Origin of the sequence: Micromonospora sp. NPDC052213, from assembly GCF_040679695.1 — a bacterium.
Classification (GTDB): Bacteria; Actinomycetota; Actinomycetes; order Mycobacteriales; family Micromonosporaceae; genus Micromonospora.
Genome location: NZ_JBFAVI010000022.1, coordinates 1 through 23,550 on the forward strand (window position 1 = coordinate 1; position 23,550 = coordinate 23,550).

Here is a 23,550-nt window from a genome sequence, read left to right on the forward strand (position 1 = left end):
GGGCAGGCCGGCGGACCGGCCTGCCCGTACGCCGAGGTCAAGGCAGAAGCAGGATCTTGCCGCGCGTACGACGCGACGCCAACTCGTCGTGGGCCGCGGCCGCGGCGTCGAGCGGGAAGGTGGCGTGCACCCGTACGCGCAGCCGTCCGGCGACCACGTCGTCGAACACCGCCGCGGCGCGGCGGCGCGTCTGCTCAGGGGTGCGGTCGTAGTGACTGAGCGACACCTTGGTGAGGAACAGCGATCCGTACGAGTTGAGCAGCTGCGGGTCGACCGGATCGACCGCTCCGCTGACCTGGCCGTAGAGCACGAACGTGCCACCCGGCCGAAGGCAGGCGAGCCCGTCGGTGAAGGTGTCCCGTCCGACGGCGTCGTACACCACGTCGACGCCCCGTCCTGCGGTGAGCTCGCGGACCTGGGCGGGAAACGACGTGCGACTGTAGTTGATCACATGGTGGGCGCCGGCTTCGAGCGCCGCCGACGCCTTGTCGTCGCGGGAGACCGTGCCGATGACGGTCGCACCGCGCCGTGCGGCGAACTGGCACAGCATCCCGCCGACGCCGCCGGCGGCCGAGTGCACCAGACACACGGCGCCCTCGGACGGCGCGTACACGTCCGTGGTCAGTAGATGCGCCGTCATGCCGTGGACAAGGGCTGCCACCGCGTCGGTGAGGCTCAACCCGTCGGGCACGGGCACCAGCCGTGCCGCCGGTAGCAGGCAGTGGGTCGCGTACGAACCCGGCTGCCCCATCCACGCGACCCTGTCCCCGACCGCGACACCGGTGGCGCCCGCGCCGACCGCGACCACCGTTCCGCTCCCCTCGAATCCAGGGGTGAAGGGCAGGGACACCGGGTAGACGCCACTGCGCTGGTACAGGTCCACGACGTTGACACCCGCGGCCGCGACGCGGACGAGGACGTCACCCGCCGACACCTGGGGAAGGTCGGTGTCGCGGACGGTCAGGACCGCCGGGTCGCCGTACGCCTGCATGACCACCCGGCGCGGGACCGTGCCCGCGCCCGTCCGCGGCGGCCCAGGTGTTTCCGCGGACGTCATCAGCCACCCGCCATCGGCGCGATGATGGTCACGACAGCATCGGGCCCGACCGTGGCGGCGGCCCGTTGGTGCCGGGGGATCATCTCGTCGTCGACGCACATGTTGAGATAGCGCAGCGGCTCGCCGTCCGCGTCGAGCAGCCGCCGACCGAACTCCGGGTGACGCGCGGCGAACTCCCGGACGACGTCGTCCAGCGGGCCGGATGTGCCCTCGAAATCGGTCCGGCCCTGCGGGGTCCAGACGGCGGGCACCACGATTCTGACCATGTGTCTCCTCGAATTCAGACGTCGGAGGCGCAGCGGAAGCCGTGCGCGAAGCTGGACCAGCCATCCGGGTCCCCGTGCATGCGCTCGCTGCACCTGACCTGGTAGCGGAAGTTCATCCACGAGCCGCCACGGATGACGCGGTACCTGCCCATCGCCATCCGCACCGTCGGGTCGCACCGGGTGCTGTCGTCGTAGAGGCGCGACAGCGTCGAGGTCCACTCGTAGACGTTGCCGGCCATGTCCGCACAGCCGAAAGGGCTGTCGCCACGACCACGGAAGGACCCGACGGGGGACGTACGGGGAACCGGCCCGATCCGTTCGCACTCGGCCCGCCACCACTGCTGCCACGCCGACAACGAGTGCAGCGGGCCGGCGTGCAGTTCCGCGGTGTTGGCGGCTTCGACGTCCCACTCGTCGCCCCAGGGCCAGATCCGGAAGTCGGGTCCCCGGGCGGCGAACTCCCACTCGGCCTCCGTGGGCAGCCGCCGACCGGACCAGCGGGCGAACTCGTTCGCGTCACGCCACGAGACGTGGACGACGGGATGGTCGTCGAAGTCGGGACCTCCGGTGCCCGGGCCGCCCGGAGCACACCAGGTGACCCCTTCGCGCTCGATCCAGCCCTGCTCCGTGTAGACCAGGCCGAAGCCCCGCCGCTCCGCCTCGGTCCGGTAGCCGGTGTCCCGCACGAACCGGGCGTATTCGCCGACGGTGACCGGGAACCGGTCGATGCGGAACGGCTTGACGACGGTGGTCACCTGCGGTGTCTCGTCGGCGAACCACAGCCGGGGCAGCGGTTGGTCGGCCGCCTCGAGCCAGTCGATCACCCAGTCCGGACTCCCCTGCCGGAACGCACCACCCGGTATCCGGCACATCTCGCCCATCGCGTCCCCAGCCTTTTCTGCCGCCGGACCGGTGCCTGCACCGGATCCGGATCCGCATCGTGGATCAATCATCACGACGGCATCGGGCTGCCGGCACCTCTCGCTGTGCGGCGGCACCGCCGGCGGCCCGGTGGGGTCAGCGACCGCTGCCCATGCCCAGCAGGACGGCCGCCAGGAAGTCGATCTCGGCGCGGGTGTTGTAGAGATGAAGCGACACACGGACCGTGCCCGACAGGCCGTACCGCCGACAGACCGGGGCCGCGCAGTGCCGGCCGACGCGCACCTGGATGCCATGCAGGTCCAGGTACCGGCCCACCTCGGCGGGCTCGAAGCCGTCGAGAACGAAGGAGATGACTCCCCCACGGTCCGCCGGATTCCCTGGCCCGAGGATCCGCAGGCCCTTCACCCCGTCGAGAACACCCAAGGCGTACGCGGTGAGGTCCCGCTCGTGACGACGTACGGCTGCCATGCCGACCGCGCCGAGGTAGTCCACCGCCGCGCCGAGCCCGATCGCCTGCACGATGGGCGGCGTGCCCGCCTCGAACCTCGCCGGGACCGGCAGGAAGGTCGACTCCGCCAGCTCGACGCCCGCCACCATGCCGCCGCCGGCGAGCAGCGGCGGTACGGCGTCGAGCAACTCTCCCCGCCCCCACAACGCGCCGATTCCGGTCGGCCCGCACATCTTGTGCCCGGTGAAGGCGAGGAAGTCCACGTCGAGCGCCCCGACGTCGACGGGGCGGTGCGGGACCGACTGGGACCCGTCCAGCAGCGTCAGCGCGCCGACCGCACGAGCCCGGTCCACGATCTCGCGGGTCGGGTTGACGGTGCCGAGGATGTTCGACACGTGCACCCAGGAGACCAGCCTCGTCCGCGCGTTGACCACCGTCTCGAGACAGGACAGGTCCAGGTGCCCGTCCCCGGTCAGGGGGATCCACCGCAGGGTGGCTCCGGTGCGCCGGCACAGCAGCTGCCACGGCACGAGGTTCGAGTGGTGCTCCATCTCGGTGACGACGACCTCGTCACCGGGTCCCAGCCGGAACCGGGGGTCTCCCGGCTGTCGGGAGTCTCGGGGGACGAAGGCGTGTGCCACGAGGTTGATCGCCTCGGTCGCGTTCCGGGTGAAGACGAGCTCCTCGGTCCGGGCGCCCACGAACGCGGCCACCCTCGCCCGGGCGGCCTCGTAGGCGGCGCCGGCCTGTGCCGCCAGGGTGTGCGAGGCGCGTCCGACGTTGGCGTGGTGCCCGCGGTGGTGCCGATGCAGCGCGTCGAGCACCTGCCTGGGCGCCTGGGAACTGCTGGCCGAGTCCAGATAGACGAGTTTGCGCCCGTTGACCTGGCGGCCCAGTATCGGGAAGTCGGCTCGCACCCGCTCGACGTCGTACGCCGCCGAGGTCACCGCCGGCCCTCCTGGAGCCCACGTCCGGTCCGCCCGGCCGGGCGCACGGTGATTGCCCGCGCGCGGCGCCGGCTGGGGCCGGTCACGTCGGACCGGTCAGCGTCCCGCCAGGCGGCGGAGCCAGCTCTGCGTGACGTGGCGTCCATCGTTCCTCCGAGGTCTCCTCGCGGCGCTTGTGGGACGGCTCGGGCTGGTCCACCGCGTGGCCCGTGGCACCGTCAGCGCGCCTGAGGCGACCCTGCCATCACGACGCGGCGCCGACACCTCCCCCCGTGCCCGGAGGTCTCGGCGCTCGGTCGAGGTCGACGCCGCGGTCGCGGCGTGCGTCGCCCGGCACGGGCTCGGGTCCCGCACTGTGGAAGGTGAACCGGCACGATTGATCTACTTCAATAGAAGTAGCCCTGACGGCAGTAGATGACTGGTGTCGGCAGGTGCACGAGGGGGCGGGCGGCAGCCGCCCCCTCTTCGCGTGTCGGGACGGCCTTCCGGGAGCCCGGCGCGGTGGCCCGCGCCGGCGTCGAACGCCGCGCTGCGGTCCGCCGCGATGTCGCACGCCGACGTGCAGCGGACAGCCACCGCGCGGATCCCGGCCTGGACCGAGAAGCGCGCGGTGGCTGTGGCTGGAGCGCCGTCAGGCGCCTTCGCTGGGGCTGTTCTGATAGGCGGCCAGGAGCCAGGCGCCGTCGCGCTTCACCATCAGCCAGGACGCGCGGACGGCGCGTTCCTTCGCGACGGTCGTCTCGCCGGGCGCGAGCACACCACCCTCGGTGAGCACGATGGCGACCTCGCCGTCGAGGAAGCGGACGTTGACGGGCTGGCCCGTGACTCGCGTGCCCTGGTACGGGCCCGCGAACGCCTCCCGCATGAAGGCGACGATGGCGTCGCGGCCCGTCAGGAACAGGCCCGGCAGGATCATGGTGCCGTCTTCGACGAAGACCGCCCCGAAGGCCTCGGCGTCGTGCTCGGCCCACGCCGCCACGATCCTGCTCGGTAGTGCCGCGATCGCGGCGTGGTCGGCCGGGCTGGCACGGAAACTCTGGCTGGTTGCGGACACGATGGTCTCCTCCTGCTGTTGTGGACCGTGTTGGTCAGACGTAGAGGGTGTTCGGCCCCAGCCCGCTGAGCAGGCGGCCGTACAGTTCCGCGTTGGTGTCGGGGTGCATGAGCGCGTGCATGCTCAGCGCCTGGATGTCCCGGCGGATACGCTGCATCGGGTTGTCGAGGTAGATGGAGGAGCCGCCGCTGGCGTTGGCCAGGACCTCGACCGCCTCCTGGGAGCGTCGGACGGCCGCGCCCATGTCGGCCCGCGCCAGCACCCGCTCCGGCATCGTCCACTCCGCCCGCTCGGCCGCCTTCCGGTCCACGGTTCCGGCGAGCCGGTGCGCGTGGAACTCCGCCTCGTCGATCAGCATGGCCGCCTCGGCGAGCTGGAGGTGCGTGATGGGCGCCTCGCGCTGGCTGGCGTAGTCGGTGTAGGTGATCTTGCGATCATCGAGCCGCTGGGTGAACACGTCCATGGCGGCCTTGGCGAGGCCGAGCGCGACACCCACCGACGACGCGGAGGCCACCGGAAGCAGCGGCACCTGGTAGATCCCGCTGGCGGCGTTGGCCTGCGACGCGCCCTGCCCCTGCAGCACCGCGCCCAGCGGCAGGAAGCGGTCCTGCGGCACGAAGACGTCCTGGGCGACCGTGCTGACGCTGCCGGTGCCCTTCAGCCCCGACGTGTGCCAGTCGTCGATGATGTGCAGGTCCGCGGTGGGGACCAGCGCGATGACGGGCATGGGCTCGGCCTCCGGCGCGACCAGCACCGCGATGACCACCTGCCACCGACTGTGCAGGGCGCCGGTGATGAAGCCCCACTTGCCGTTGACGACGATCCCACCCTCCGCCGGGGCGGCCATCGCACTGGGGCTGAGCGTTCCGCAGATGCGCGCGTCGGGACTGGCGAAAACCTGATCCTGGACATGGTCCGGGAAGTGAGACGCCATCCAGGTCGGAATCCAGTAGACCGAGGCCGTCCAGGCGGTCGATCCGTCCCCCCGGGCGAGCGTCGCGGCGACGTCGACGAGCGTACGGGTGTCGCACTCGTAGCCGCCGTACCGCGTCGGCGTGCGCAGCCGGAAGATGCCGGCGTCGGTCAGGGCGGCGACGGCCTCGTCGTGCACCCGCCGGTTCTCCTCGTTCCACGTCGAGAACTTCCGCAGGGTCGGGACGAGCTCGGATGCTCGGCGGAGCACCTCGGCACGTCCGGGTTGGTCGTTGGTCAACTCATGCCTCCTTGTGGACGTTCGGCTCGCAGAGCCGGACAGGGGGTGCGCGCCGCCGCGGCTCGTCCGCAGCGGCAGCGGAAGTCATCGAAGAGTCTCGATCATGGTCACGCCACCATCGCACGGCCGGCCGGACGGCCTCATCTCCCGCGTTGCGGCGGCGACGCTCCGGGACCCTCACCGGGCGCGCCACCGACGGCGCGGGGTGCCCGTGCCGTCAGGCCGCACGGCCGAGGGCCCTCCCCCATCCGGATCGGCGGACCGGTGCGATGGTGCGGGGGTCGGGAAGTGCGAGCAGCATCGGTGGGTCGCAGAGGCGGGCGGGACCGAGCCGTACGACGACATCCAGGCTCTTCTGCTCCGGTCCGATCCGGAAGGGGCCGTGGCTGCCGAACTGGGAGACGTCGTCATCGTCGCCGCCAGCGCCCCGCCCCGGCCCCACACCGTGGCAGAGCAGATACCACGTGCCCTCGGGAACCCTGTCGAGCACGAACCGCCCCGGCCCCGACAACATGGCGCAACTCGTCGGCTGCCCCTCGGGTATCCGACTCTTGAAGAGGCCCAGAAAGATCGCGTCGAGCGCCACCGGTGAGCAGGCCGAGATCACTCCGGACACCACGCCGTCGGCGGATTCGGCGCCGAGTTCGGGCTTTGTCGCCCCGAGGCGAGGCACCGCCCCTCCGCAACGGCGGTACTCGATCGGCGAGACGCCGACGCTGCGGGTGAAGCGGGAACTGAACGTGCCCACGCTGTTGTATCCGACGTGCACGCTGATGTCGGCCACGTTCATGGACGTCGACAGCAGCAACGTCTTCGCACGCTGGAGCCGCAGGGCCGACAGGAATCGACCCGGAGAAACGCCGGTGATCCTCTGAAAGACCCGAGTGTAGTGGAATTTGCTGAACATGGCGGCACGCGCCATGTCGTCCACCGTCAGCTGCTCACCGAGGTTCTCATGCATCAGGACTATGGAACGCTCGACAGCATCAACGAAATGATTGTTCATCACGTCTCCCAGGCCTACGACGCCACGATGTCGCCATCATCAAAAGGGCGCGAAAACACCCCCGGACGCATTCCGAGAAATGGCCCGGAATTCACTGATCCCGGTTTCCGAGGGCTACGTGCCGCACCTCGTCGGCGGTCAACCGCAGGTGCACCGGGAACGGGACATCCGGCCCGCCCGGCCAACCTTGCGGATGACTACCCTTCGGACAGTCTCACCTGCCGACCCGACCGCCCAGAACGAGGCGGAGCAGGCCGGGAGACCGTGTCGAATGTCGACATGTGACCACCATCTGGCACGTTCACTCCCTCTTCGAACTCCGCACGTCCTCGACCTGCGATTGCGGTAATCCTCTCGGGACGGGAAGGGCGCGGCATCTTGAAAAGTGCTGTCAATCCCGCACGCTTGAAGAAAGGTTCCGTGCGCAGAATCACGCCTGTTGCGCATTCCTTGAGTAATTGCATCCCCGACTGCGGGGCCGCGCATGCGCCATGGGCGGGGCCAACACCACCGAGAATCGTCACCGACAGTGGCCGCGCCGCGTGGACGCTCCGTAAAGTCGAATCGACGACGAAGCATGCGGCAGCCTGTTAACTGGTGACGGATAGTGTTAACGCGACGTGTACGGGCCACTGACTCGCCACTCAGCGCAACTGACGTTCAGCCACAGCTCGATGACAGATCGTGACGAGGGCCGAACGTCCTATTAGACAGCACGCCGGCGGCAAATGCCATAGCCCGCCTTGCCGTAGCGAGGAGGCAGGCACGCCACGGCCACGCCCGGTCGCCCGCGCCGAGGCGACCGGGCGTGGCCACCAGGCGGCCCGCAGGCCGACTGGCAGCTCGCAGGCCGACAACCCACGAGCGGCCGGCGTCAGGCGCCGGCCGCTCGCGAGCCGCCAAGGCGATGGGGCCGGCCGGGCTCCGCCGCCGGCCGTCACGTCATGCCCTCCCAGGCGCACCCACCGGTACGCTCCCGGCCGCACTCGCCCGACTGCCCGCGGGGCGACGCAGCCAGATGATCCACCACATCACGCCCCGGACGAGACAGACGATGGTGACAGCGAAGAACAGCGTGTAGACGACGTTGAAGGCGATCAGGATCCCGTAGACCGCGGCGACGCCGGAGCCGAAGGCGAACTGGTTCCAGCCCTTGGTCGGCGTGGTGCCGGGATCGGTGATCATGTAGTTGGTGAACAGGACGAAGGCCACCCCGGTCATCGGCACCAGCGCGCCCCACAGCGCCACGTCGAGCGTCCAGTGCCGGACCAGCGCTTGGATGACGAACCCGCCCACCCATCCGAGGATGAGCGGCACCTTCTTGGTCAGCAGGGCGTTGAGGACCGTGCCGGAGGTGATGATGACGAGCGGGATGACGATGCTGATCGCGTCGGGGACGTGCTCCGTGAAGTGGTACGGCGGGGCGACGTTCACCCATGGAAACACCAGCAGCGCCGCCGAGATGCCGAGGTTGGACGGATTCATGAAGTGCCGCATCCGCCCGTTGATGGGCGCACGGAGCAGTGCCTTCTGACCGATCGCGACGAGGACCGCGAATGCGATGGGCCAGAAGCGGTCGTTGGCGTACAGGAGCATGTTGGCGGCGAGGGCGGTGATGTGTGTCGGCAGCAGGAACGTGTACATCCCCCGCAGCCCGCCACCGGCGAACTCCGGTCGACGCCGGTGCGCGGCAGCGGTGACCCACTCGATCAGGATCTCCGCCGAGTAGCCGACCAGGAGCGCGAAGATGGGCCAGGTCCACGGCTGTTCGAAGCCGAGGACGGTGTAGCCGAGGACGTTGAAGACGGTCATCGAGATCGCGAAGTTGCGTAGTGCGATGTAGCGCGGATCCCGGGGCACCGCGGAGGTCGGAGGGTTCGGCGCCGGCGGGTCACCGCCGGTGCGTCGCGGGCCCGCCGAGCCGACGGGCCTGTCGATGGACCGCGTGCTCATCGCCCACTCACCTCCCGCACCTGATCCGTGAGCATCAGGCTGTGCCAGCCGCGGGTCATCTCCTGCGTCTGGGCGTGGACGACGCCGTCGAGGTCTCGCCACGTCACCTCGACCGAGACCGGCTGGTCGCCGATCTCGCCGAGTCCGACCACGATCTCGAAGCTACGTTTCCCGGAGTGCCCGCCACCCCCGTCGAGCTGGGCCAGGCGGATCCGGCCGTCCGCGGTCCGGACGCGGACCTGGGCGCCGTAGGCGGGAGTGCCGAGCGCGTCGTCGGCGGCGGCGGGCCGGTACAGCCGCAGGCCGATGAAATCGCCGAGATCGCCGGTGGTGTTGCGGTAGAAGGTGGGAGGTCCCCACTGCCGTGCGACGGCGAAGTCCTGGCTGCCGTTGCCGTCGACGTCCGCGACGGCGACGCCGCGGCTCGGGGTGTCGTCCGTCATGCCGAGCTCGCTGCCGACGTTGACGTACCGGCCGTTGCCCTCGGGCACCCAGAACGCGACGGGCTGGGAGCCGGCGATGTCGTCGCCCGGTCCGGCGTTGGGCCACATCGCGGGATCCCGCAGCATCAGGTCGTTGGCCATCGCCAACTCCTGCAGCCAGGCCCAGCGGTTCAGGCTGCCCTTGACGAAGCCGTTGGTCTGCACGACCTCGACGGCGCCGTTGTTGTCGAAGTCCGCCATCTTCGCGTCCCAGCCCCAGCCCGACCAGGCGAGGTTACGGTCGGCTGCCACGTTCTCGTACGGGGCTCTGCCGTCGCGCATCATCGACCCGGCCGCCTGCGGACTGGCGGCCGTGTTGCGCCAGACGAACGTGCTCTCCTCGAGCCCCCAGGACGTCGTGATGTTGCTGACGAAAGCATCGAAGCGCCCGCTGCCGTCCAGGTCACCGAACTCGATGGACATGCCCTTGAACGAGTCGTGGCCGAGGACCAGCGACTTCGGCGTGAAGGGATCACGCTCACCCTCGACGAGCTCGAACCGGATCCGCCCGGGGACCGACCGGTTGTGGAAGAAGCGGTCGTTACCGAAGTCGTTGGCCAGGTACAGCTCGGGCAGGAGATCGCCGTCAAGGTCGGCCGAGGCCGCCCCCAGCGTCCAGCCGGTGGCCACCGCCGGGTCCAGGGCCTTCTGTTCCTCGTACGTGACCGACGGGCGCTGCCCCCCGCTGGCGGCGGTCCACCGCAGGATGTGGGCGCCGCCCGCATTGCGGGCGTGTGACATCGAGTGGTTCATCTGGACGCCCGCCAGCCCCTCCGGGTCGAGCACACGGGAGTCGGGGAAGTAGTTGAAGATCCCGAGGTCGACGTGTCCGTCCCCGTCGAAGTCCGCGACGGAGACGGCATTGGTGTTCCAGAGCTGCCCGTCGTACTCCCCGTTGCCGTTGCCGTTGCCACGCTGGCCGACGAGTTCGGTCGGCAGGAAGCTGCCCGGGCTCAGGGCGACCCGTCCACCGCGGTGCATGAACAGGACCGGGGTCCGGCCCCAGTAGTAGACGAGGAGGTCGGTCCAGCCGTCCTCGTTGAAGTCACCGGGTACGCACCCCATCGGCGCCATCGCCGAGTGCACCGGCAGCGGCGCGGGGTCGAGCACGAAGGGCTGGTAGACGTTCCCGCTACCGGGCGCGGGCGTGACGATCACGCTGTCGCTGCGGGTGTCGACCAGGCACATGTCGTTGGCCACGCCGCCACCGTCCAGGTCGTTGATCGCGACGGCGGCGCCGACGGAGGAGACCCATGACCGGATGTGGTCATACTGCGGGTTGACGGCGCGGACAGTGCGCACGGGCAGCCCGGGCGGCAGGATGATGGGCAGCTCCGTGAACTCGAACTGCGACGCCAGCCTCGCCCGGTCCGCCTCCGACGCTGAAGGCAGGCGGGCGACGGCATATGAGCCGGCTAACAGAACGAGCACCATGAGCGCGGGTATTAGTCGGCGCAGAACGCCAACCGGTTGCGGTGCCAACGGCTCCCCCTCGGAATAGGCAGCGCCGGTACGACGACATCGCGCGCTGCGCCGAATTGCGACGGTTCGAGACCACCGCCGCCCGTCCCGTTCGACGCACGAGGACCTTCGCCACGGCCACCAAAGCAGTTCCGCGTGTCGGCCGCGTTGTCGGCGGTGATCGTCGGCGAGCCGTCCACCTATTCCACGGGGGACGGTTCTCCTTCCGGGGAGAAACGAGAGGCGCGGCGCCCGACAATCGGCGAACCGCATTATCGGAGTGGGCCCGAACCAACAACATCATGGCCGAAGAAACCGACCAGAGTCTTCTCGCACGATGCCGTCGTGGCTCGCGGCGCCCCATCGCCGGCCGGCGGCGCCGCCAGCGGGTCCCCGACCGCCGCCAGCGCCGGTGGCGGCCCGGGCACGGCGACCGTCCGGCTCACCACCGCGCTCAGGCGCCGAGCCGGCCCGCCACCCCGACCAGATGCTCGCGCGCCATTCGGCGCAGCGCCGCCATCGCCGCCTCCAACAGGACCGCCCGCGCGACCAGGGTTGCCGCGTCCCGCTCCGAGTCCAGGCTCCCCGGCATGGACGCGGCCTCCAGAGCCGCCAGACGCACCGCGGCCTCGGCGTACGGAACGAAGATGTCCACCTCGACGTCACCGCTCAACCGTTCGAGGGCGGTGAGCACCCGCGTCAGCGTCTGCCGGCCGGGTGACGTGTCGGCCACCCGCCAGCCCAGTCCGTCCACGAAGGAGTCGACCCGGTCCGCGGCGCCGCGCCGCTCGGGCACGAGGTTCAGGCTGTCCTCGGCGAACAGCGCCTCGGTGACCACCGCGTAGAGCCCGGCGAGGGGCAGCCCCCGATTGTCGACCGCCTGGAGGACCTCCCGGACCGAGGCCAGACTCATCCGGCCGACGACGGTCAGCATGCGGATCAGACTCAGCCGCGACAGGTGGTGCTCGCCGTAGTACAGCTGCCGGCCGACGGCGGTCGCCTGGCCTGGCGGAAGAAGCCCCTCCCGCAGATAGAATTTGATGGTCGGCACCGGGAGGCCGGACCGACTACTCAACTCCCGAATCCTCATCGTCATCAACACCATGCGTCCGTTTCGCGTAGCTCGATAGGAAGAGCGCGTATTCGCTGTTTCGCCCGCTGCGTCCGCATGGTGGGCACGCCCTCCTCGCCTCAGCAGTCTCCCCCGCCGCCACGGCCATTCTCACCGCCGGTATCGGCCCCCCGGCCCCGTCGGGCCACCCGGGCATCCGACGCCGCAGCCTGGGCCGCACAGCCGTACCGCTTCCGTCGCTTTTGGCAGCGACTAACCGGAAACAGTCTCGTGGGGCAGATAGCGCAACTATCCATCACTGTCGGTGACGATTCGTCGACGCTGTGCCGATCGAAAACCGGACACATGGTTGCCGGAACGATTTCCGGGCGATAACATCTAGCGGCAAGTTCTTGATCAAGAACGACAACCCTAAATTTAATAGGCACTTTTAATATACAAATACTCTGTCGGGCGGCGTTGTCGACGCAGTCGGACAACACCGCGCCCCGACACTGGGAAGAGGGCGCAATGCTGATAGGCGAAATTGCCGTAAGACGTGCGTTGTGGACCATGCGGGAAAGGCTCGCCGAGCCCCTGACGATCGACGACCTGGCGACCGCGGCCATGTTCAGCCGATATCACTTCTCGCGGCTCTTCCGGCGACTCACCGGCATATCACCGGGCCGGTTCCTCGCGGCCATCCGTATCCAGGAGGCCAAACGGTTGCTCATCAGCACCTCGCTGACGGTGGCGGCAATCAGCACGTCGGTCGGCTACACCAGCCTCGGCACCTTCAGCTCGCGGTTCCACCGCAGTGTCGGAATATCTCCCGCGGCGTACCGGCGCCACCGCTATCCCCAACCACTGCCGACGGAGCAGACCACCCCGGCGAGGGCGGGCGCCACCATCACCGGCGAGGTACGGACGTTCTGCCCGGGCTTCGCCGCGCCGATCTTCATCGGACTGTTCCCCGACGCCATCGCCGAGGGACGGCCGGCCAGTTGGGCCGTCATGGATCGTCCCGGCCCGTACCAGCTCTCAGGGGTCACCCCCGGGTCGTGGTACCTCATCGCGCACTCCCTGAGGGGCCGCAGCATCGCGGCGAACGACCCGGACCACATCGGTCAGGTCACCGCGGTGGCCCGGTACGGACCGGTCCGGATCGCCGGGGGCGGCAGCGTCCAGGCGACGGAGATGACCGTGCGCCCGCCGCGGGACTTCGACCCGCCGGCCCTGCTCTCGCTCCTCGACCTGCCGCCGCAGGCGGTGCTGAGGCTGCGCCAGGAACAGGAGCGTCGTCACGCCATCGCGCCCACCCCGCTGACCAGCATCGGCAGCCCGGCCCGGATCCTCAGCGAGAGCATCGGCTCCGGGACGACCTGGTGACGGGGCAGCGTCGAGAGCCGAAACTCCCGGGCGATCATGGCCAGCACGAACACGGCCTCCATCATGCCGAGGTTGCTGCCGACGCAGACGCGTGGTCCCGCACCGAAGGGGATGTAGGCGTACCGAGGCCGCTCACGCACCCGGGCCGGATCGAACCGCTCCGGGTCGAACCGCTCCGGCCGCGTCCAGAACTCCGGGTGCCGGTGGAGGGTGTACGGCAGGATCACGACGTCGGACCCGGCGGGCACGTGGTAGCCGCCGACCACGTCAGCCGCCACGGAGATGCGCGGCAGCAGCCACACCGGCGGGTACAGCCGCATCGCCTCCTCGACCACCATCGTGCTGTACCGGAGATGGTGCAGGTCCTCGTACGTCGGCAGGCGGCCGCCGAGGACCCGGTCCGCCTCCTCACGGAGCCGCTCCCGCACCTCGGGCTCGTTGTCGATGAGGTACAGGGTCCAGCCCAGGGTGCTCGCCGTGGTCTCGTGCCCGGCGAGGAGCAGCGTCACCAGCTCGTCCCGGAGCCGGCGCCGTGCCACGCGCGGATCCGCCTCCGTCCGGGTGGAGGCGACCAGCCGGGACAGCACGTCGTCATGTCCGTCCCCCCAGCCCTTCCGTTGCTCGACCAACTGATCGACCACCCGTTGCAACTCGCGGCGGGCACGGCGGAACCGCAACTGGCGTCGCAGCGGTAGCCAGGTCGGTACCGATCCGAGCGAGGCGAGCTCGAACATGGCCTGATCCTGCACGGCGGCGAACTCGTCCCCGATGGAGCCGAACGCGCTCAGGTCCGCATCGAGCAGGGTCCGGCCCAGCACGCCCAGGGTCAGCCCGGTGAACTCGGACACGACGTCGACCGGGTCGTCGCCGCGCCACTGCCGGAGTCGGTCCATCAGCTGCTCGGCCTCGACGGCGATGAGGTCGGCGTGCCGCGCCATCCGCCGCGGATGGAAGGCCGGCTGGATCACCTTGCGCTGCTTGCGCCACAGCTCGCCCTCGCTGGTCAGCAGGCCGTCGCCCAGCGCCCGCCGCGCGTGGACCAGGCCGATCCCCTTGCGGTAGTTGTCGCTGCTGTCGGCCAGGACGTGCTTCGCGTGGTCGGGCCGGTTGAAGATGTGCAGGCTCTTGTGCCCCACGGGCAGCCGGACCGCGTCCCCGTACAGCGCGATGGCGTCACTGATCATGCCCAGCCGGTCCCGTGCCATGACGGCCAGCATGCGCAGGGCGGCGCGTCGGGGCGGACCGGGCGGGGACAGCAGTCGGTCGTGCGGCAGCGTCATGACGGGACCTCCAGGTCGGGGCCGACAGGTCGGAGCCGTCCCCGGTGGAACAGCAGGGCCTCGTCCTCTCCGGGCAGGGCCGTCGACAGCAGCCGGCCCACCACGATCGTGTGATCTCCCCCGTCGTAGCGCCGCCACTGCTCGCACTCGAACCAGGCGAGGGCGTCCGGGATCAACGGCACCCCGGTCCGCTCCCCCGCGATCGTGGCGACCTGCGCGAACTCCGCCGGTCCCACCGGACGGCGCGAGTCGGCGAAGTAGCGCGCGAGCCCCGCATGGCCGGCGGCGAGGACCGAGATGCCGAAGTACGCCGCCGTCTCGAGGAAGCGGTGCATGATCGTGGTCCGGTCGACACAGACGAGCACCAGCGGCGGGTCGAGCGAGACCGACGTGAACGAGTTGGCGGTCATCCCGTGCGGCTCGTCCCCGCCGACGGTCATCACCGTCACGCCGGTGGCGAAGGTGCCGAAGACGCGTCGCAGCGCGCGCCGGGTGTCCGTCCCGTCGCTCGTCGGCAGGCCACCCCGGTCACCGTCCGGCGCGGCCATCACGCGTCCCCCCGGGCCGTGAAGGGCGTCAGCGCCCGGACGAGCGGATCCGGCACCCGCGTCGGCACGGTCCGCGTGTTCGGTCCGCGCATACAGGCGACCCGCTGCATGCCCCGGGCCACCAGTGTCTCGGCGCCCGTGGCGTCCAGGCGCACGTAGTCGAATCCGAACTCCACCTGGGTCTGCGCGAGGTCGACCAGCCGCATCCTGATGGACAGCTCGTCGAAGAGGGCCAGCTCCGCGAAGAACTCGCAGTCGACCCGCAGGGTGAACAGCTTCAGATCGGCCTGCAGGTCGGCCAGCACCTGGGGCGCCCGTTCCCGGAGGAACAACTCCCGGCACCTGCCCTGCCAGCGCAGGTAGTTGACGTAGTAGACGTTGCCGACAAGGTTGGTCTCCTCGAATCCGACCACGTGCCGGTACTCGAAATAGCGCGACATGCTATCGGTCCTCCCTGCTCAACAGGCCGAACACCACCGGTTCCGGTCGGTCGCGCAGCGTCGTGACGAAGGTCGCGACGGTAAACCGCCCGGCACTGAGGACGACCCAGCCGGGCTGCTCGACCGGCAGGACGGTCAGGGCAGCGACCGGCGGTTCGCCCGCCTTCTGCAGGCACTCCATCGCCACCCACACACGGGTCGCCGCCACGTCCCGGTCCTCACCCGTCTCCGGGTCGGTCAGCAACGGCAGCAGCTCGGCGTGCGCACCGAGCAGGCCACGCCACTCGACCGGCGACCGAAACGCCACCGGCTCCACGTCGCACGCGACCACCGAGGGCGCCAACGCGCAGACGGTCACCCCCGCCCCGTGGGCGAAGGACACGTCCTGACCGCCGTCGATCTCCGGCCGGCCGTCGCTCCGGTACCGCACCGGGATCACCCGTCCGGCGGCGTGCGCCAACGCCCGGGCAGAACGCGACCGGCGCAGCGCCCGGAGGTCACCGCCGGCCGACTCCTCGTCGGGCACCACGGCGACAGCCATCCCGGCACCGGTCACGTCGGCGACAGCGCGCTGCAGGTACGGGCCCAGCAGCGCGGGCGCCCAGGGCCCCTGTCCGTCCGTCTTGCGGACGGCGCGCAGGCGCAGCCCCTCCCAGCGTTCGACGACGGTCCCGCCCGCGGACCGCAACGCCACGTCGTAGACGTACGTGTCGCCGTCACGCCAGCGTTCGATGGCGCAGTACCTGAACTCGCCCGGCTCGACCGGCCCGCCGGCGGGGTGGATCCGGTCGACGCCGATCGGCAGCAACGTGGCGTGCGGCACGCAGACCTGGTTGCCGTGCATGAGCGCGTCCCGGATCCCGGGGTCACCGAGCACCAGCGTGCTCGGGTGGAAGGGCGCGAACCAGTCCACCGACGCCATCGCGAGGTCGGCGTCGACCTCGAGGGCCGCCGCCCGGTGGTACCGCAGGACCCGTTGGAATCGCTCGCCCTGGAACAGGACGTCGCCGTAGAGGTCCTCCGCCGGACGCAGCGACACGGCCGGTAGCCCGACCGGGCCAGGAGCGGGCGGGCCGTCGGGCGCAGGTCCGTCGTCGTAGCGCAGACGTGCCCGGAAGTGCTCGGCGGAGAACCGGGTCTCGCTGCTGTGGATCACCACGTCCACCACCTCGGTGTCCGTGACGACCGCGGCGACGCGGATCTGGGTCGTGCCGTCGAGCGGTACGACGATCGGCCGGAGGAACTCCGCGTTCTCGATGACGGGCACCGACGACCGGCCGGTGAGCGCCGACGCCACCTGGGCCATCGCCTCCATGCCGAGGACCGCGGGGAAGAGCAGGTTGCCGTCGAGACGGTGGTCCGGCAGGTACAGGTCGCTGCCCGGGCTCAGCTCCACCTCCGTCACGAGCTCCACGCCGGGGTAGTGGACGAGTGACCGCTCCAGGAACCGCAGCAGCGGCAGCCGCACCTGCTCGTAGCCGATCGTGTCGATCCCGGAGGTGCGTCCGCTGATCACCACGACGGGGGGCACGGCAGGATCCGTGAGCAGGCGACGCAGCAGCTCGACCCCCTGCGTGGGGGTGATCGGCGTGACACCCTCGCGGGCCAGGCTCTCCACGACCGACAGCCGCTCGCCCATCCCCACGCCCGACCAGACGGACCATTCGAGACACACGCTGCGGCACCCGGGATGCTCCGCGCCGAACGCACGGGTCAGCTCGGCCAACCACTCGTTCGCCGTCGCGTAGTGCGCCTCGCCCCGCAGGCCGGCGCGGCCGATGATGCTGCCGAGGGTGACCAGCAGTCGCAGGTTCCGCGCCTCGACGGCGTCCAGCACGGCCCGCAGCCCGTCGACCTTCGGGGCGAAGGCGCGCTGCAACGCGGCGACGTCGAGGTTCCCCAGCGCCGCCGGTTCGTTGATCCCCGCCCCGTGCAGGACGGCGGTCACCGGACCGAGTACCCGGCGGACCTCGTCGACCGCGTCACGGACCTGGGCGGGGTCGGTGACGTCCGCCCGGACGTAGTGCGCCGTCACGCCGTGGTGCGCCAACCGCTCCAGGTTCGCCGCCAACTCGGCGTCCTCCGCCGGATCCGACCGGCCGAGGAGTGCGACCCGGGCCCCGGTGTCCACGGCCACCGCCAGCGCGCACTCGGCGGTGATCCCCTTGCCGCCGCCGGTGACGAGCAGCACGTCCGACTCGTCGACGGGCAGGTCGGAACTGTCGGGCCGCACGGGCATGGCGCGCAGCGTCGGCAGCCGCCGGACCCCGTCGTGGTCGTAGTACGCCTCGACGTACCCGTCGGTGCCGCGGACCTCCTCGACGACGTGGTCCACCCCGTCGGCGGCGGGCGGCAGGTGCACGATCGTCACCCGCAGGTGGGGCGCCTCCAGCCGCAGGGTCTTGGCCAGACCCGCCGCCCCGCGGCCGTGCTGCACGAGCACGAACCTCGTGCCCGGGTCGCCGGCCAGCGCCTCCTGCGCACCGTGCAGAGCGAGTTCGAGGTCGGCCGGCGTGCACTGCGCTGGCAGGCAGACCAGCACCCCGGCGCCCACCTCGGCGTTCTCCAGCCGCTCGGCGAGGGCGGCGGCGAACGGGTGGTCCGCTCGGGCGTACCGGCGCCAGGGGCCGGCACCGACAGGCTCCACCGGGTCGGGCGCCGGCGCCGGCTCGAGGTCGACGCGCCAGGCCCTGGCCCAGCTGGCCGCTCCGGCCACCGGCGGGGCCGCCTCCACAGCGCCCTCCCCCGCGCTCGCCCGCAGCTCGTCGAGCGTCTCGGCGAGTTCACGGACCGACGCGGTCGCGAAGTTCATCGGGGTACGCGCCGCCGGCACGCCCAGCCGCTCGGCCGCCTCGTTGACGACGTGCCCGACGGTGATGGAGCTCAGGTGCAGGTCGTCGAGGAGGCGACTGTCCGGACGCACCATCTCCAGCGGAAGCTCGGCCCGGGCGGCGGCCATCCGACGCAGCAGGTCCAGCGTCGCCTCCGCCGGAGCGGCTGCGGGGTCCGTCGGCACCGGGTCCACCGCCCACGCCGCGGCGGCGGGGGCGCCCGAGGGCTCCACGACGGTGGCGCCCTGGCCCCCGGTGGCGTCGGTGAGCGGGGCGGCCTCGCAGGGGCTGCTCAGGACGGCGGCAGGCGCGCCGATGTCGATCGGCCGGGCCAGGCGGTCCTCGAACAACCGCTCGGGGATCTCGGCGGCCCCATGGACGTACGCCGCGGCGACCACTCTCAGCAGGCTCGCCAGCGACTCGTCGTCGGTGTCGAGCGACACCGCCGGGACGTCGGTGACGCCGGCGGCGAGACCGGCGAGCACCCGGCCGGGCCCGACCTCCACGAAGAGGTCGACCTCCTCGGCCGCGGCGGCGACCGCCTGGCTGAACCTGACCGGTTCGGTGATCTGCCGGTGCAGGTGTGACACCACGTCCGTCGGCGCGGGCAGCAGCTCGCCCGTGACGGTCGAGACGACGCGCCGGTCGACGGTGCCGAGCTCGACACCGATCAGCTCGGCGGCGAACGCGTCGGCGGCCGGCGCGACCAACGGCGAGTGGAACGCGTGGGAGACCGCGAGCGGCACCGCCGTGACGCCGCTGGCCACGGCCCGGCGGCAGACGTCCTCGACGGCGGCCACCCCGCCGGAGACGACCGTCTGGCCGGGGCCGTTGTATCCGCTGACGACGACCGGGAGGTCGCCGACGAGCCGGGCGACGACCTCCGGTGGGGCGGCGATCCCCGCCATCGTGCCCGACGCACTGTGCCGCGCCATGGCACGGCCCCGCGCACTGGCGAGCCGCAGCAGGGTGGACTCGTCCATGACGCCGGCCCAGTGCAGCGCGGTCAGCTCACCGAGGCTGTGGCCGAGCGCCACGGTGGCGTCGATGCCGAGCGCCGACAGCGCGGACAGGCCGGCGACGGAGCCGGTGACGATGCGGGGCTGCGCGACCTCGGTCGCTACCGTGTCCCCGCCGGACGGCAGCGCCGCGAGCCGGTACACGGCGTCCAGGGCCGGGAGCCGGCGCCGCAGCGCTCCGCCGCTGACGCCGGTGCCTGATCCCTGGCCGGGGAAGAGGTAGCCGATCCGGCCACGACCAGCGACCCGACCGAGGAACGCGCGGTCCAGTCCCGATGCCAGGGATGTCTCCCCCGCGTCGATGGCGTCGAGGATGCGGCGGAGCTGGTGTTCGGCGTCCTCGGGGGCGGTGACGACAACGGCCGCCCGGTACGGCAGGTCACGCAGGTCGTTCCGCAATGCCACGGCCAGATCGGTGAGCTGGGCGTACGACGCGGCGCCGGCGAACCCGGCGACCTGCTCCACGCGCTCCCGCAGTGCCGTCCAGGACATGCCGTCCAGCACGAGCAGTTCGGCGTCCTGTGCCCCTGCGGCGAGTGCGACCGTCCGCGCGTCCAGGTGCCGCGGTCGACGGGCACCCGGCTTGTCCAGCACCACGTGGGTGTTGATGCCGCCGAAGCCCATGGCGGTGATGCCGGCGCGCACCGGGGCGTCGGCCGGCCACGGCTCGGCCTCGGAGAGCACCCGCAGGGCCCGGTCGGGCGCGGTGAGCAGTTCGTGCGGTCGCGGGCAGCTGAGCGCCGGAGGCAACGCCTCATGGTGCACCGCCATGGTGGCCTTGATCAGGCCGGCCAGCCCGGCTGCCGCCTTGGTGTGGCCGATCATCGCCTTGATCGAGCTGATCACGGCGGGAGCCGCGTCCGGGTCGGCCTTCCGCCGTGCCTGGGACAGGGCGGACAGCTCGGTCGTGTCGCCCACCTTCGTCCCGGTGCCGTGCCCCTCGAACAACGCGACGGTGTCCAGCCCGAACCCCGCCCTCGCGTACGCCCGCTGCAACGCGAGTCGGTAGCCGTCGGCCTCCGGTCGGGTGATGCCGCCCCTGCCGTCGGAGGAGATCCCCCAGCCGGCCACGGTGGCGTAGATGCGGTGCCCGGCCCGCCGTGCCTCCTCCTCCCGCATCAGCACGACCATCCCGCAGCCCTCACCCGGCCAGAACCCGCTCGAGTCGCGGTCGTACACCCGCATCTCGCCGGTGGCGAGCGCTCCGGTCTTGGCGAAGCCGATGATCTCGAAGGGGTCGATCGAGAGGTCGACCCCGCCCGCGAGCGCCACGTCGATGTCGCCGTCGACCAGGGAACGGCAGGCGGTGATGACCGACAGCAGTGAGGAGGAGCAGGCGCCGTCCACGGTGTAGCCGCCACCCTGGAGGTCGAAGTGGTTGCAGATGCGGCCGGCGATGGTGTTGGAGAGGGCTCCGGCGAGGGTGTCCTCGTCGATGGGCGGAAAGGGCCGCTTGTAGTCGGCCTCGACACGGTCGAGGAAGTCCGCCAGGCGCTGCTCGTTCCAGTCCGCGTCGGTCAACGCGGAGGCGAGCACCCGGCGGACATAGGGCCACCGCAGCCGGAGCTGGTTGGCGCGGGAGAACTCACCGGTGAGGCTGTTCCCGACAACCACGCCGGTCCGTTCGTGCGGCAGGCCCGCGCCCATGGGGAATCCGGCGTCGGCCAACGCCGCGGCGGCGACGTCGAGCGCCAGCCAGTGCGTCAGGTCGGTGGAGCGGAACGTACTGCCCGCGACCTTGAACGCGATCCGGTCGAACTCCCAGCCCTCCAGTAGGGCGGCGTTGCGGGCGTAGAAGCGGTCGGGCGCGGCGGGATCGGCCGACCAGTAGTCGGCGAGCCTCATCCGGCTGTCGGGCAGTCGGCGGAAGGCCCGCCGGCCGGCGACGGAGTTCTCCCACAGCTCCTTCGGGGAGGTCGCATCCGGATACCTGCATGCCATGCCGACGATGGCGATCCTCGTCATGTTGAGCGAATCTCCGATCTGGTCGCGGTCGCGACCGCAGTGCTAGCGGGTGTCCGACGCGCGGTCGTACCGGCCGATGGCGAGCGTCTTCCGGATGCGGCTCCGCCAGATCTCGTACGCCGGTGGCTCGCCGGGCAGGGAATGACCAGGCCGTGCGCGGTCGGTGACCGCCGCCGCCTCGACCGGCGGGAGCCCGCAGAACAGGCGGGTGGCGGTCTCCACGTGCGGGACCACGAGCCCGGCGCGCACCCGGGCCGCCGCGGCGAACGCGGAGCCCTGGATCAGGTGGGCGCGGTATGCCCCGGCGCGGCGCCAGAGTTCGCGCAGCTCCGTCTCGTCCGCGCCGCCGGCGTAGGTGGCGGCGAGGCCGACGCCGCTGTACAGGTCGGCCCGGCGGGACTCGGCGAACCCGTCGACGAGTCGGGTGACCTGCAGTACGTCGGTGCCGCCGACGAACCACAGCGCCCGGCCGATCCCCTGGTCGATGGCGCGGTTGGCGTAGCCCGTGTCGTCGTCGACCGGCCACGGGAACCGCTCCGGCTGGAAGTGCTCGAAGACGTACCGCCGGGTACGGAAGTACGCCTGGTGGAATCCGTACCCGTCGAGGGCGAGCCAGCGCAGCAGCGGGTCCGGGGTGTGCAGCATGGGCCACCGGAATCGGGGCAGTCGTGCCATCGCCCACCCGATGCCGACGTACGCCATGTAGACGTGCCGGTCGCCGGGGCCGGCGAGGAACTCCTCCAGTTTCCCGCCGCCGAACGGCAGGGCGTCGCGGATGGCCAGTGCCATCGCCGCGCCCTCGTAGCCGAATCCGCGGAACCGCTCGGGAATCCGCTCGAGGGCCGGCTCGATCTCGGCCACCCGCCCTGCCCCGGCCGCGTCGCCGTAGCCCTCGAGGAACGTCCGACCGATCGTCTCCAGGAGTCCCTGCGCCTGCGGTGACTTCACATGGAAGCCCCGCACGCTCACGTACGTGTTGTGCACCTCCGGCGTCAGGACGATGCGACGCAGCGAACCGATGAAACCCACTGGTACCCCTTACGTGGTCAGCGCCGATCGAGCGGGCCGGGTACCCACGCGGCTCGCTTGCGGCAAACGTCTTCCTGCGGCGGGGGATCCCCGCCGCGTCACAGTCAGTGCGCCGTCGGGCCCGACGGCTCCGTGTCGAAGTGGGCTCGCACCCGCTGACGCCACACCTCGTACGCCGGCTCCCCGCGGGACGGGAATCCGTTGCCGGCGACGTCGTCGGCGAGCGCCGACGCGGCGGCGACGGAGAGCCCGGTCAGCACGGCGACGGTGTCCTCGGTGTGCGGCGGCACCGCGGCCGAGAACGTCCGGGCGCGGGCTGCGAAAACCGCTCCCTGTGCCAGGTGCGGCCGGTACGCGCCCGCGTGCCGGCGCAACGTTCCCAGCGCGGCGCGGTCGCAGCCGCCGGCGAAGGTGGCCGCCAGTCCGACGCCGCTCCACAGATCGGCCCGCCGGCCGGCGGCGAACCGTCCCACCGCGGCGGCGACGCCGTCGACCTGGCCGCCGTGGATGAACCAGAGCGCGCGGCCGATCCCCTGGTCCACGGCGCGCAGGAAGTAGTCGGGCGCGCCCTCCCACGGGTACGGGGCGGGCCGCTCGAGCCTCCCCACCCATCGGTCGGTGTCGAAGTAGGCGCGGTCGAAGCCGTATCCGTCGACCGCGAGCCAGCTCATCGTCGGGTAGTACGGCGTTCCGGCCAGGTCCGGCACCACCCCGCGCCAGAGCGGCCGGGGCAACCGCGCCATCGCGAAGCCGATGCCGATGTAGTTGAGGAAGGTGTGGGGACGACCTGGCCCGGCGAGCAGATCCCGCGCCCGACGGGTGCGGTTCATCGCCATCGCATCCCGGATGGTGAACGCCATGGTCGCGCCTTCGTAGGCGAATCCGCGCTGGTACGGGTCGACCAGCGCGAGGCGGCGCTCCACCTCCCACAGGTCGCGGGACTCCATACCCCATTCGAAGCCGCACACCACCGCCTGGGGAATCGCCTCGAGTTGGCGCGTCGCCTCCGACAAGATGCCCGGGAACCCACGGGCGGCGAAGCCGACCTCCCGCAATGACGGGGCCAACACGTACCGACGTAGCGAACCGACGATGGTGGGCATCGTTCCCACTTTCCTGCCGTGATTTGCAGAGCGACCGTCACCGCTGGACGGCCGTTCCATCGTCAGCCAACGGGACGCGCGATTCTTCTCCCGCTGTGCGTAGTCGACCCACGCGACCAGGCGACG

At 71.2% G+C, this 23,550-nt stretch carries 17 protein-coding genes; 1 reads left to right on the plus strand and 16 read right to left on the minus strand.

Annotation, left to right across the window (positions count from 1 at the left end; translation table 11 throughout):
- Positions 1 to 37 precede the first annotated feature (37 nt).
- From AB0L34_RS08550 to AB0L34_RS08595, 10 genes are all read right to left on the minus strand, one after another.
- Positions 38 to 1,057: a quinone oxidoreductase gene (locus AB0L34_RS08550; protein ID WP_363703076.1), complete on the minus strand. Its 1,020-nt coding sequence runs from the start codon at positions 1,055 to 1,057 to the stop codon at positions 38 to 40.
- Positions 1,057 to 1,323, minus strand: coding sequence for a MoaD/ThiS family protein (locus AB0L34_RS08555; RefSeq protein ID WP_350710450.1), 267 nt, complete (start codon positions 1,321 to 1,323; stop codon positions 1,057 to 1,059). The genes AB0L34_RS08550 and AB0L34_RS08555 overlap by 1 nt, the downstream gene beginning before the upstream one ends.
- A 14-nt stretch (positions 1,324 to 1,337) precedes the next feature.
- Entirely contained in the window at positions 1,338 to 2,204 is an 867-nt protein-coding gene (locus tag AB0L34_RS08560; protein ID WP_363703078.1) for an SUMF1/EgtB/PvdO family nonheme iron enzyme, read from the minus strand.
- A 136-nt stretch (positions 2,205 to 2,340) separates the two neighbouring features.
- Entirely contained in the window at positions 2,341 to 3,600 is a 1,260-nt protein-coding gene (locus tag AB0L34_RS08565) for a SufS family cysteine desulfurase (protein WP_363703080.1), read from the minus strand.
- Between the two features lie 631 nt (positions 3,601 to 4,231).
- On the minus strand, positions 4,232 to 4,654 hold the full coding sequence (locus AB0L34_RS08570) for an SgcJ/EcaC family oxidoreductase (protein ID WP_363703082.1): 423 nt from the start codon (positions 4,652 to 4,654) through the stop codon (positions 4,232 to 4,234).
- 34 nt (positions 4,655 to 4,688) lie between these two features.
- A complete protein-coding gene (locus tag AB0L34_RS08575; protein WP_363703084.1) occupies positions 4,689 to 5,867 on the minus strand; it encodes an acyl-CoA dehydrogenase family protein in 1,179 nt (392 codons plus the stop codon).
- Positions 5,868 to 6,084: 217 nt separating this feature from the next.
- The gene (locus AB0L34_RS08580; protein ID WP_363703086.1) at positions 6,085 to 6,873 is read right to left on the minus strand and encodes an AraC family transcriptional regulator; all 789 of its coding nucleotides are present in this window, start codon (positions 6,871 to 6,873) and stop codon (positions 6,085 to 6,087) included.
- A gap of 942 nt (positions 6,874 to 7,815) precedes the next feature.
- Complete coding sequence (locus tag AB0L34_RS08585; RefSeq protein ID WP_363703143.1) at positions 7,816 to 8,685, minus strand: enediyne biosynthesis protein; 870 nt, start codon at positions 8,683 to 8,685, stop codon at positions 7,816 to 7,818.
- A gap of 137 nt (positions 8,686 to 8,822) precedes the next feature.
- Positions 8,823 to 10,742 (minus strand): CRTAC1 family protein, encoded by a 1,920-nt coding sequence (locus AB0L34_RS08590; RefSeq protein ID WP_363703088.1) that lies wholly within the window; start codon positions 10,740 to 10,742, stop codon positions 8,823 to 8,825.
- 481 nt (positions 10,743 to 11,223) lie between these two features.
- Positions 11,224 to 11,874 carry a MerR family transcriptional regulator gene (locus AB0L34_RS08595; RefSeq protein ID WP_363703090.1) on the minus strand — a complete coding sequence of 217 codons (651 nt, stop codon included), beginning with the start codon at positions 11,872 to 11,874 and terminating at the stop codon, positions 11,224 to 11,226.
- A 519-nt stretch (positions 11,875 to 12,393) separates the two neighbouring features.
- Here AB0L34_RS08595 and AB0L34_RS08600 point away from each other — a divergent pair.
- A complete protein-coding gene (locus AB0L34_RS08600) occupies positions 12,394 to 13,209 on the plus strand; it encodes a helix-turn-helix transcriptional regulator (RefSeq protein ID WP_363703092.1) in 816 nt (271 codons plus the stop codon).
- Here the strand turns inward: AB0L34_RS08600 and AB0L34_RS08605 are convergent.
- The 6 genes from AB0L34_RS08605 to AB0L34_RS08630 form a co-directional block, all read right to left on the minus strand.
- A complete protein-coding gene (locus AB0L34_RS08605; RefSeq protein ID WP_363703094.1) occupies positions 13,122 to 14,489 on the minus strand; it encodes a cytochrome P450 in 1,368 nt (455 codons plus the stop codon). The two genes, AB0L34_RS08600 and AB0L34_RS08605, sit on opposite strands and share 88 nt — an antisense overlap.
- Positions 14,486 to 15,037 carry a flavin reductase family protein gene (locus AB0L34_RS08610; RefSeq protein ID WP_363703096.1) on the minus strand — a complete coding sequence of 184 codons (552 nt, stop codon included), beginning with the start codon at positions 15,035 to 15,037 and terminating at the stop codon, positions 14,486 to 14,488. Before AB0L34_RS08610 ends, AB0L34_RS08605 begins: the two co-directional genes overlap by 4 nt.
- Entirely contained in the window at positions 15,037 to 15,477 is a 441-nt protein-coding gene (locus AB0L34_RS08615; protein ID WP_357454369.1) for an acyl-CoA thioesterase, read from the minus strand. Before AB0L34_RS08615 ends, AB0L34_RS08610 begins: the two co-directional genes overlap by 1 nt.
- A 1-nt stretch (position 15,478) precedes the next feature.
- Entirely contained in the window at positions 15,479 to 21,292 is a 5,814-nt protein-coding gene (locus AB0L34_RS08620) for a type I polyketide synthase (protein WP_363703098.1), read from the minus strand.
- 42 nt (positions 21,293 to 21,334) lie between these two features.
- Positions 21,335 to 22,321 (minus strand): DUF1702 family protein, encoded by a 987-nt coding sequence (locus AB0L34_RS08625; RefSeq protein ID WP_357454363.1) that lies wholly within the window; start codon positions 22,319 to 22,321, stop codon positions 21,335 to 21,337.
- A 104-nt stretch (positions 22,322 to 22,425) separates the two neighbouring features.
- Positions 22,426 to 23,424 carry a DUF1702 family protein gene (locus AB0L34_RS08630; protein ID WP_363703101.1) on the minus strand — a complete coding sequence of 333 codons (999 nt, stop codon included), beginning with the start codon at positions 23,422 to 23,424 and terminating at the stop codon, positions 22,426 to 22,428.
- Positions 23,425 to 23,550 lie beyond the last annotated feature (126 nt).

Excerpts from the sequence above, each read along its gene's own strand:
- AB0L34_RS08550 (WP_363703076.1), bottom strand. The coding sequence starts at position 1,057 with ATGACGTCCGCGGAAACACCTGGGCCGCCGCGGACGGGCGCGGGCACG.
- AB0L34_RS08555 (WP_350710450.1), bottom strand. The coding sequence starts at position 1,323 with ATGGTCAGAATCGTGGTGCCCGCCGTCTGGACCCCGCAGGGCCGGACC.
- AB0L34_RS08560 (WP_363703078.1), bottom strand. The coding sequence starts at position 2,204 with ATGGGCGAGATGTGCCGGATACCGGGTGGTGCGTTCCGGCAGGGGAGT.
- AB0L34_RS08580 (WP_363703086.1), bottom strand. The coding sequence starts at position 6,873 with ATGAACAATCATTTCGTTGATGCTGTCGAGCGTTCCATAGTCCTGATG.
- AB0L34_RS08585 (WP_363703143.1), bottom strand. The coding sequence starts at position 8,685 with ATGACCGTCTTCAACGTCCTCGGCTACACCGTCCTCGGCTTCGAACAG.
- AB0L34_RS08590 (WP_363703088.1), bottom strand. The coding sequence starts at position 10,742 with ATGGTGCTCGTTCTGTTAGCCGGCTCATATGCCGTCGCCCGCCTGCCT.
- AB0L34_RS08595 (WP_363703090.1), bottom strand. The coding sequence starts at position 11,874 with ATGGTGTTGATGACGATGAGGATTCGGGAGTTGAGTAGTCGGTCCGGC.
- AB0L34_RS08600 (WP_363703092.1), top strand. The coding sequence starts at position 12,394 with ATGCGGGAAAGGCTCGCCGAGCCCCTGACGATCGACGACCTGGCGACC.
- AB0L34_RS08605 (WP_363703094.1), bottom strand. The coding sequence starts at position 14,489 with ATGACGCTGCCGCACGACCGACTGCTGTCCCCGCCCGGTCCGCCCCGA.
- AB0L34_RS08610 (WP_363703096.1), bottom strand. The coding sequence starts at position 15,037 with ATGGCCGCGCCGGACGGTGACCGGGGTGGCCTGCCGACGAGCGACGGG.
- AB0L34_RS08615 (WP_357454369.1), bottom strand. The coding sequence starts at position 15,477 with ATGTCGCGCTATTTCGAGTACCGGCACGTGGTCGGATTCGAGGAGACC.
- AB0L34_RS08620 (WP_363703098.1), bottom strand. The coding sequence starts at position 21,292 with ATGACGAGGATCGCCATCGTCGGCATGGCATGCAGGTATCCGGATGCG.
- AB0L34_RS08630 (WP_363703101.1), bottom strand. The coding sequence starts at position 23,424 with ATGCCCACCATCGTCGGTTCGCTACGTCGGTACGTGTTGGCCCCGTCA.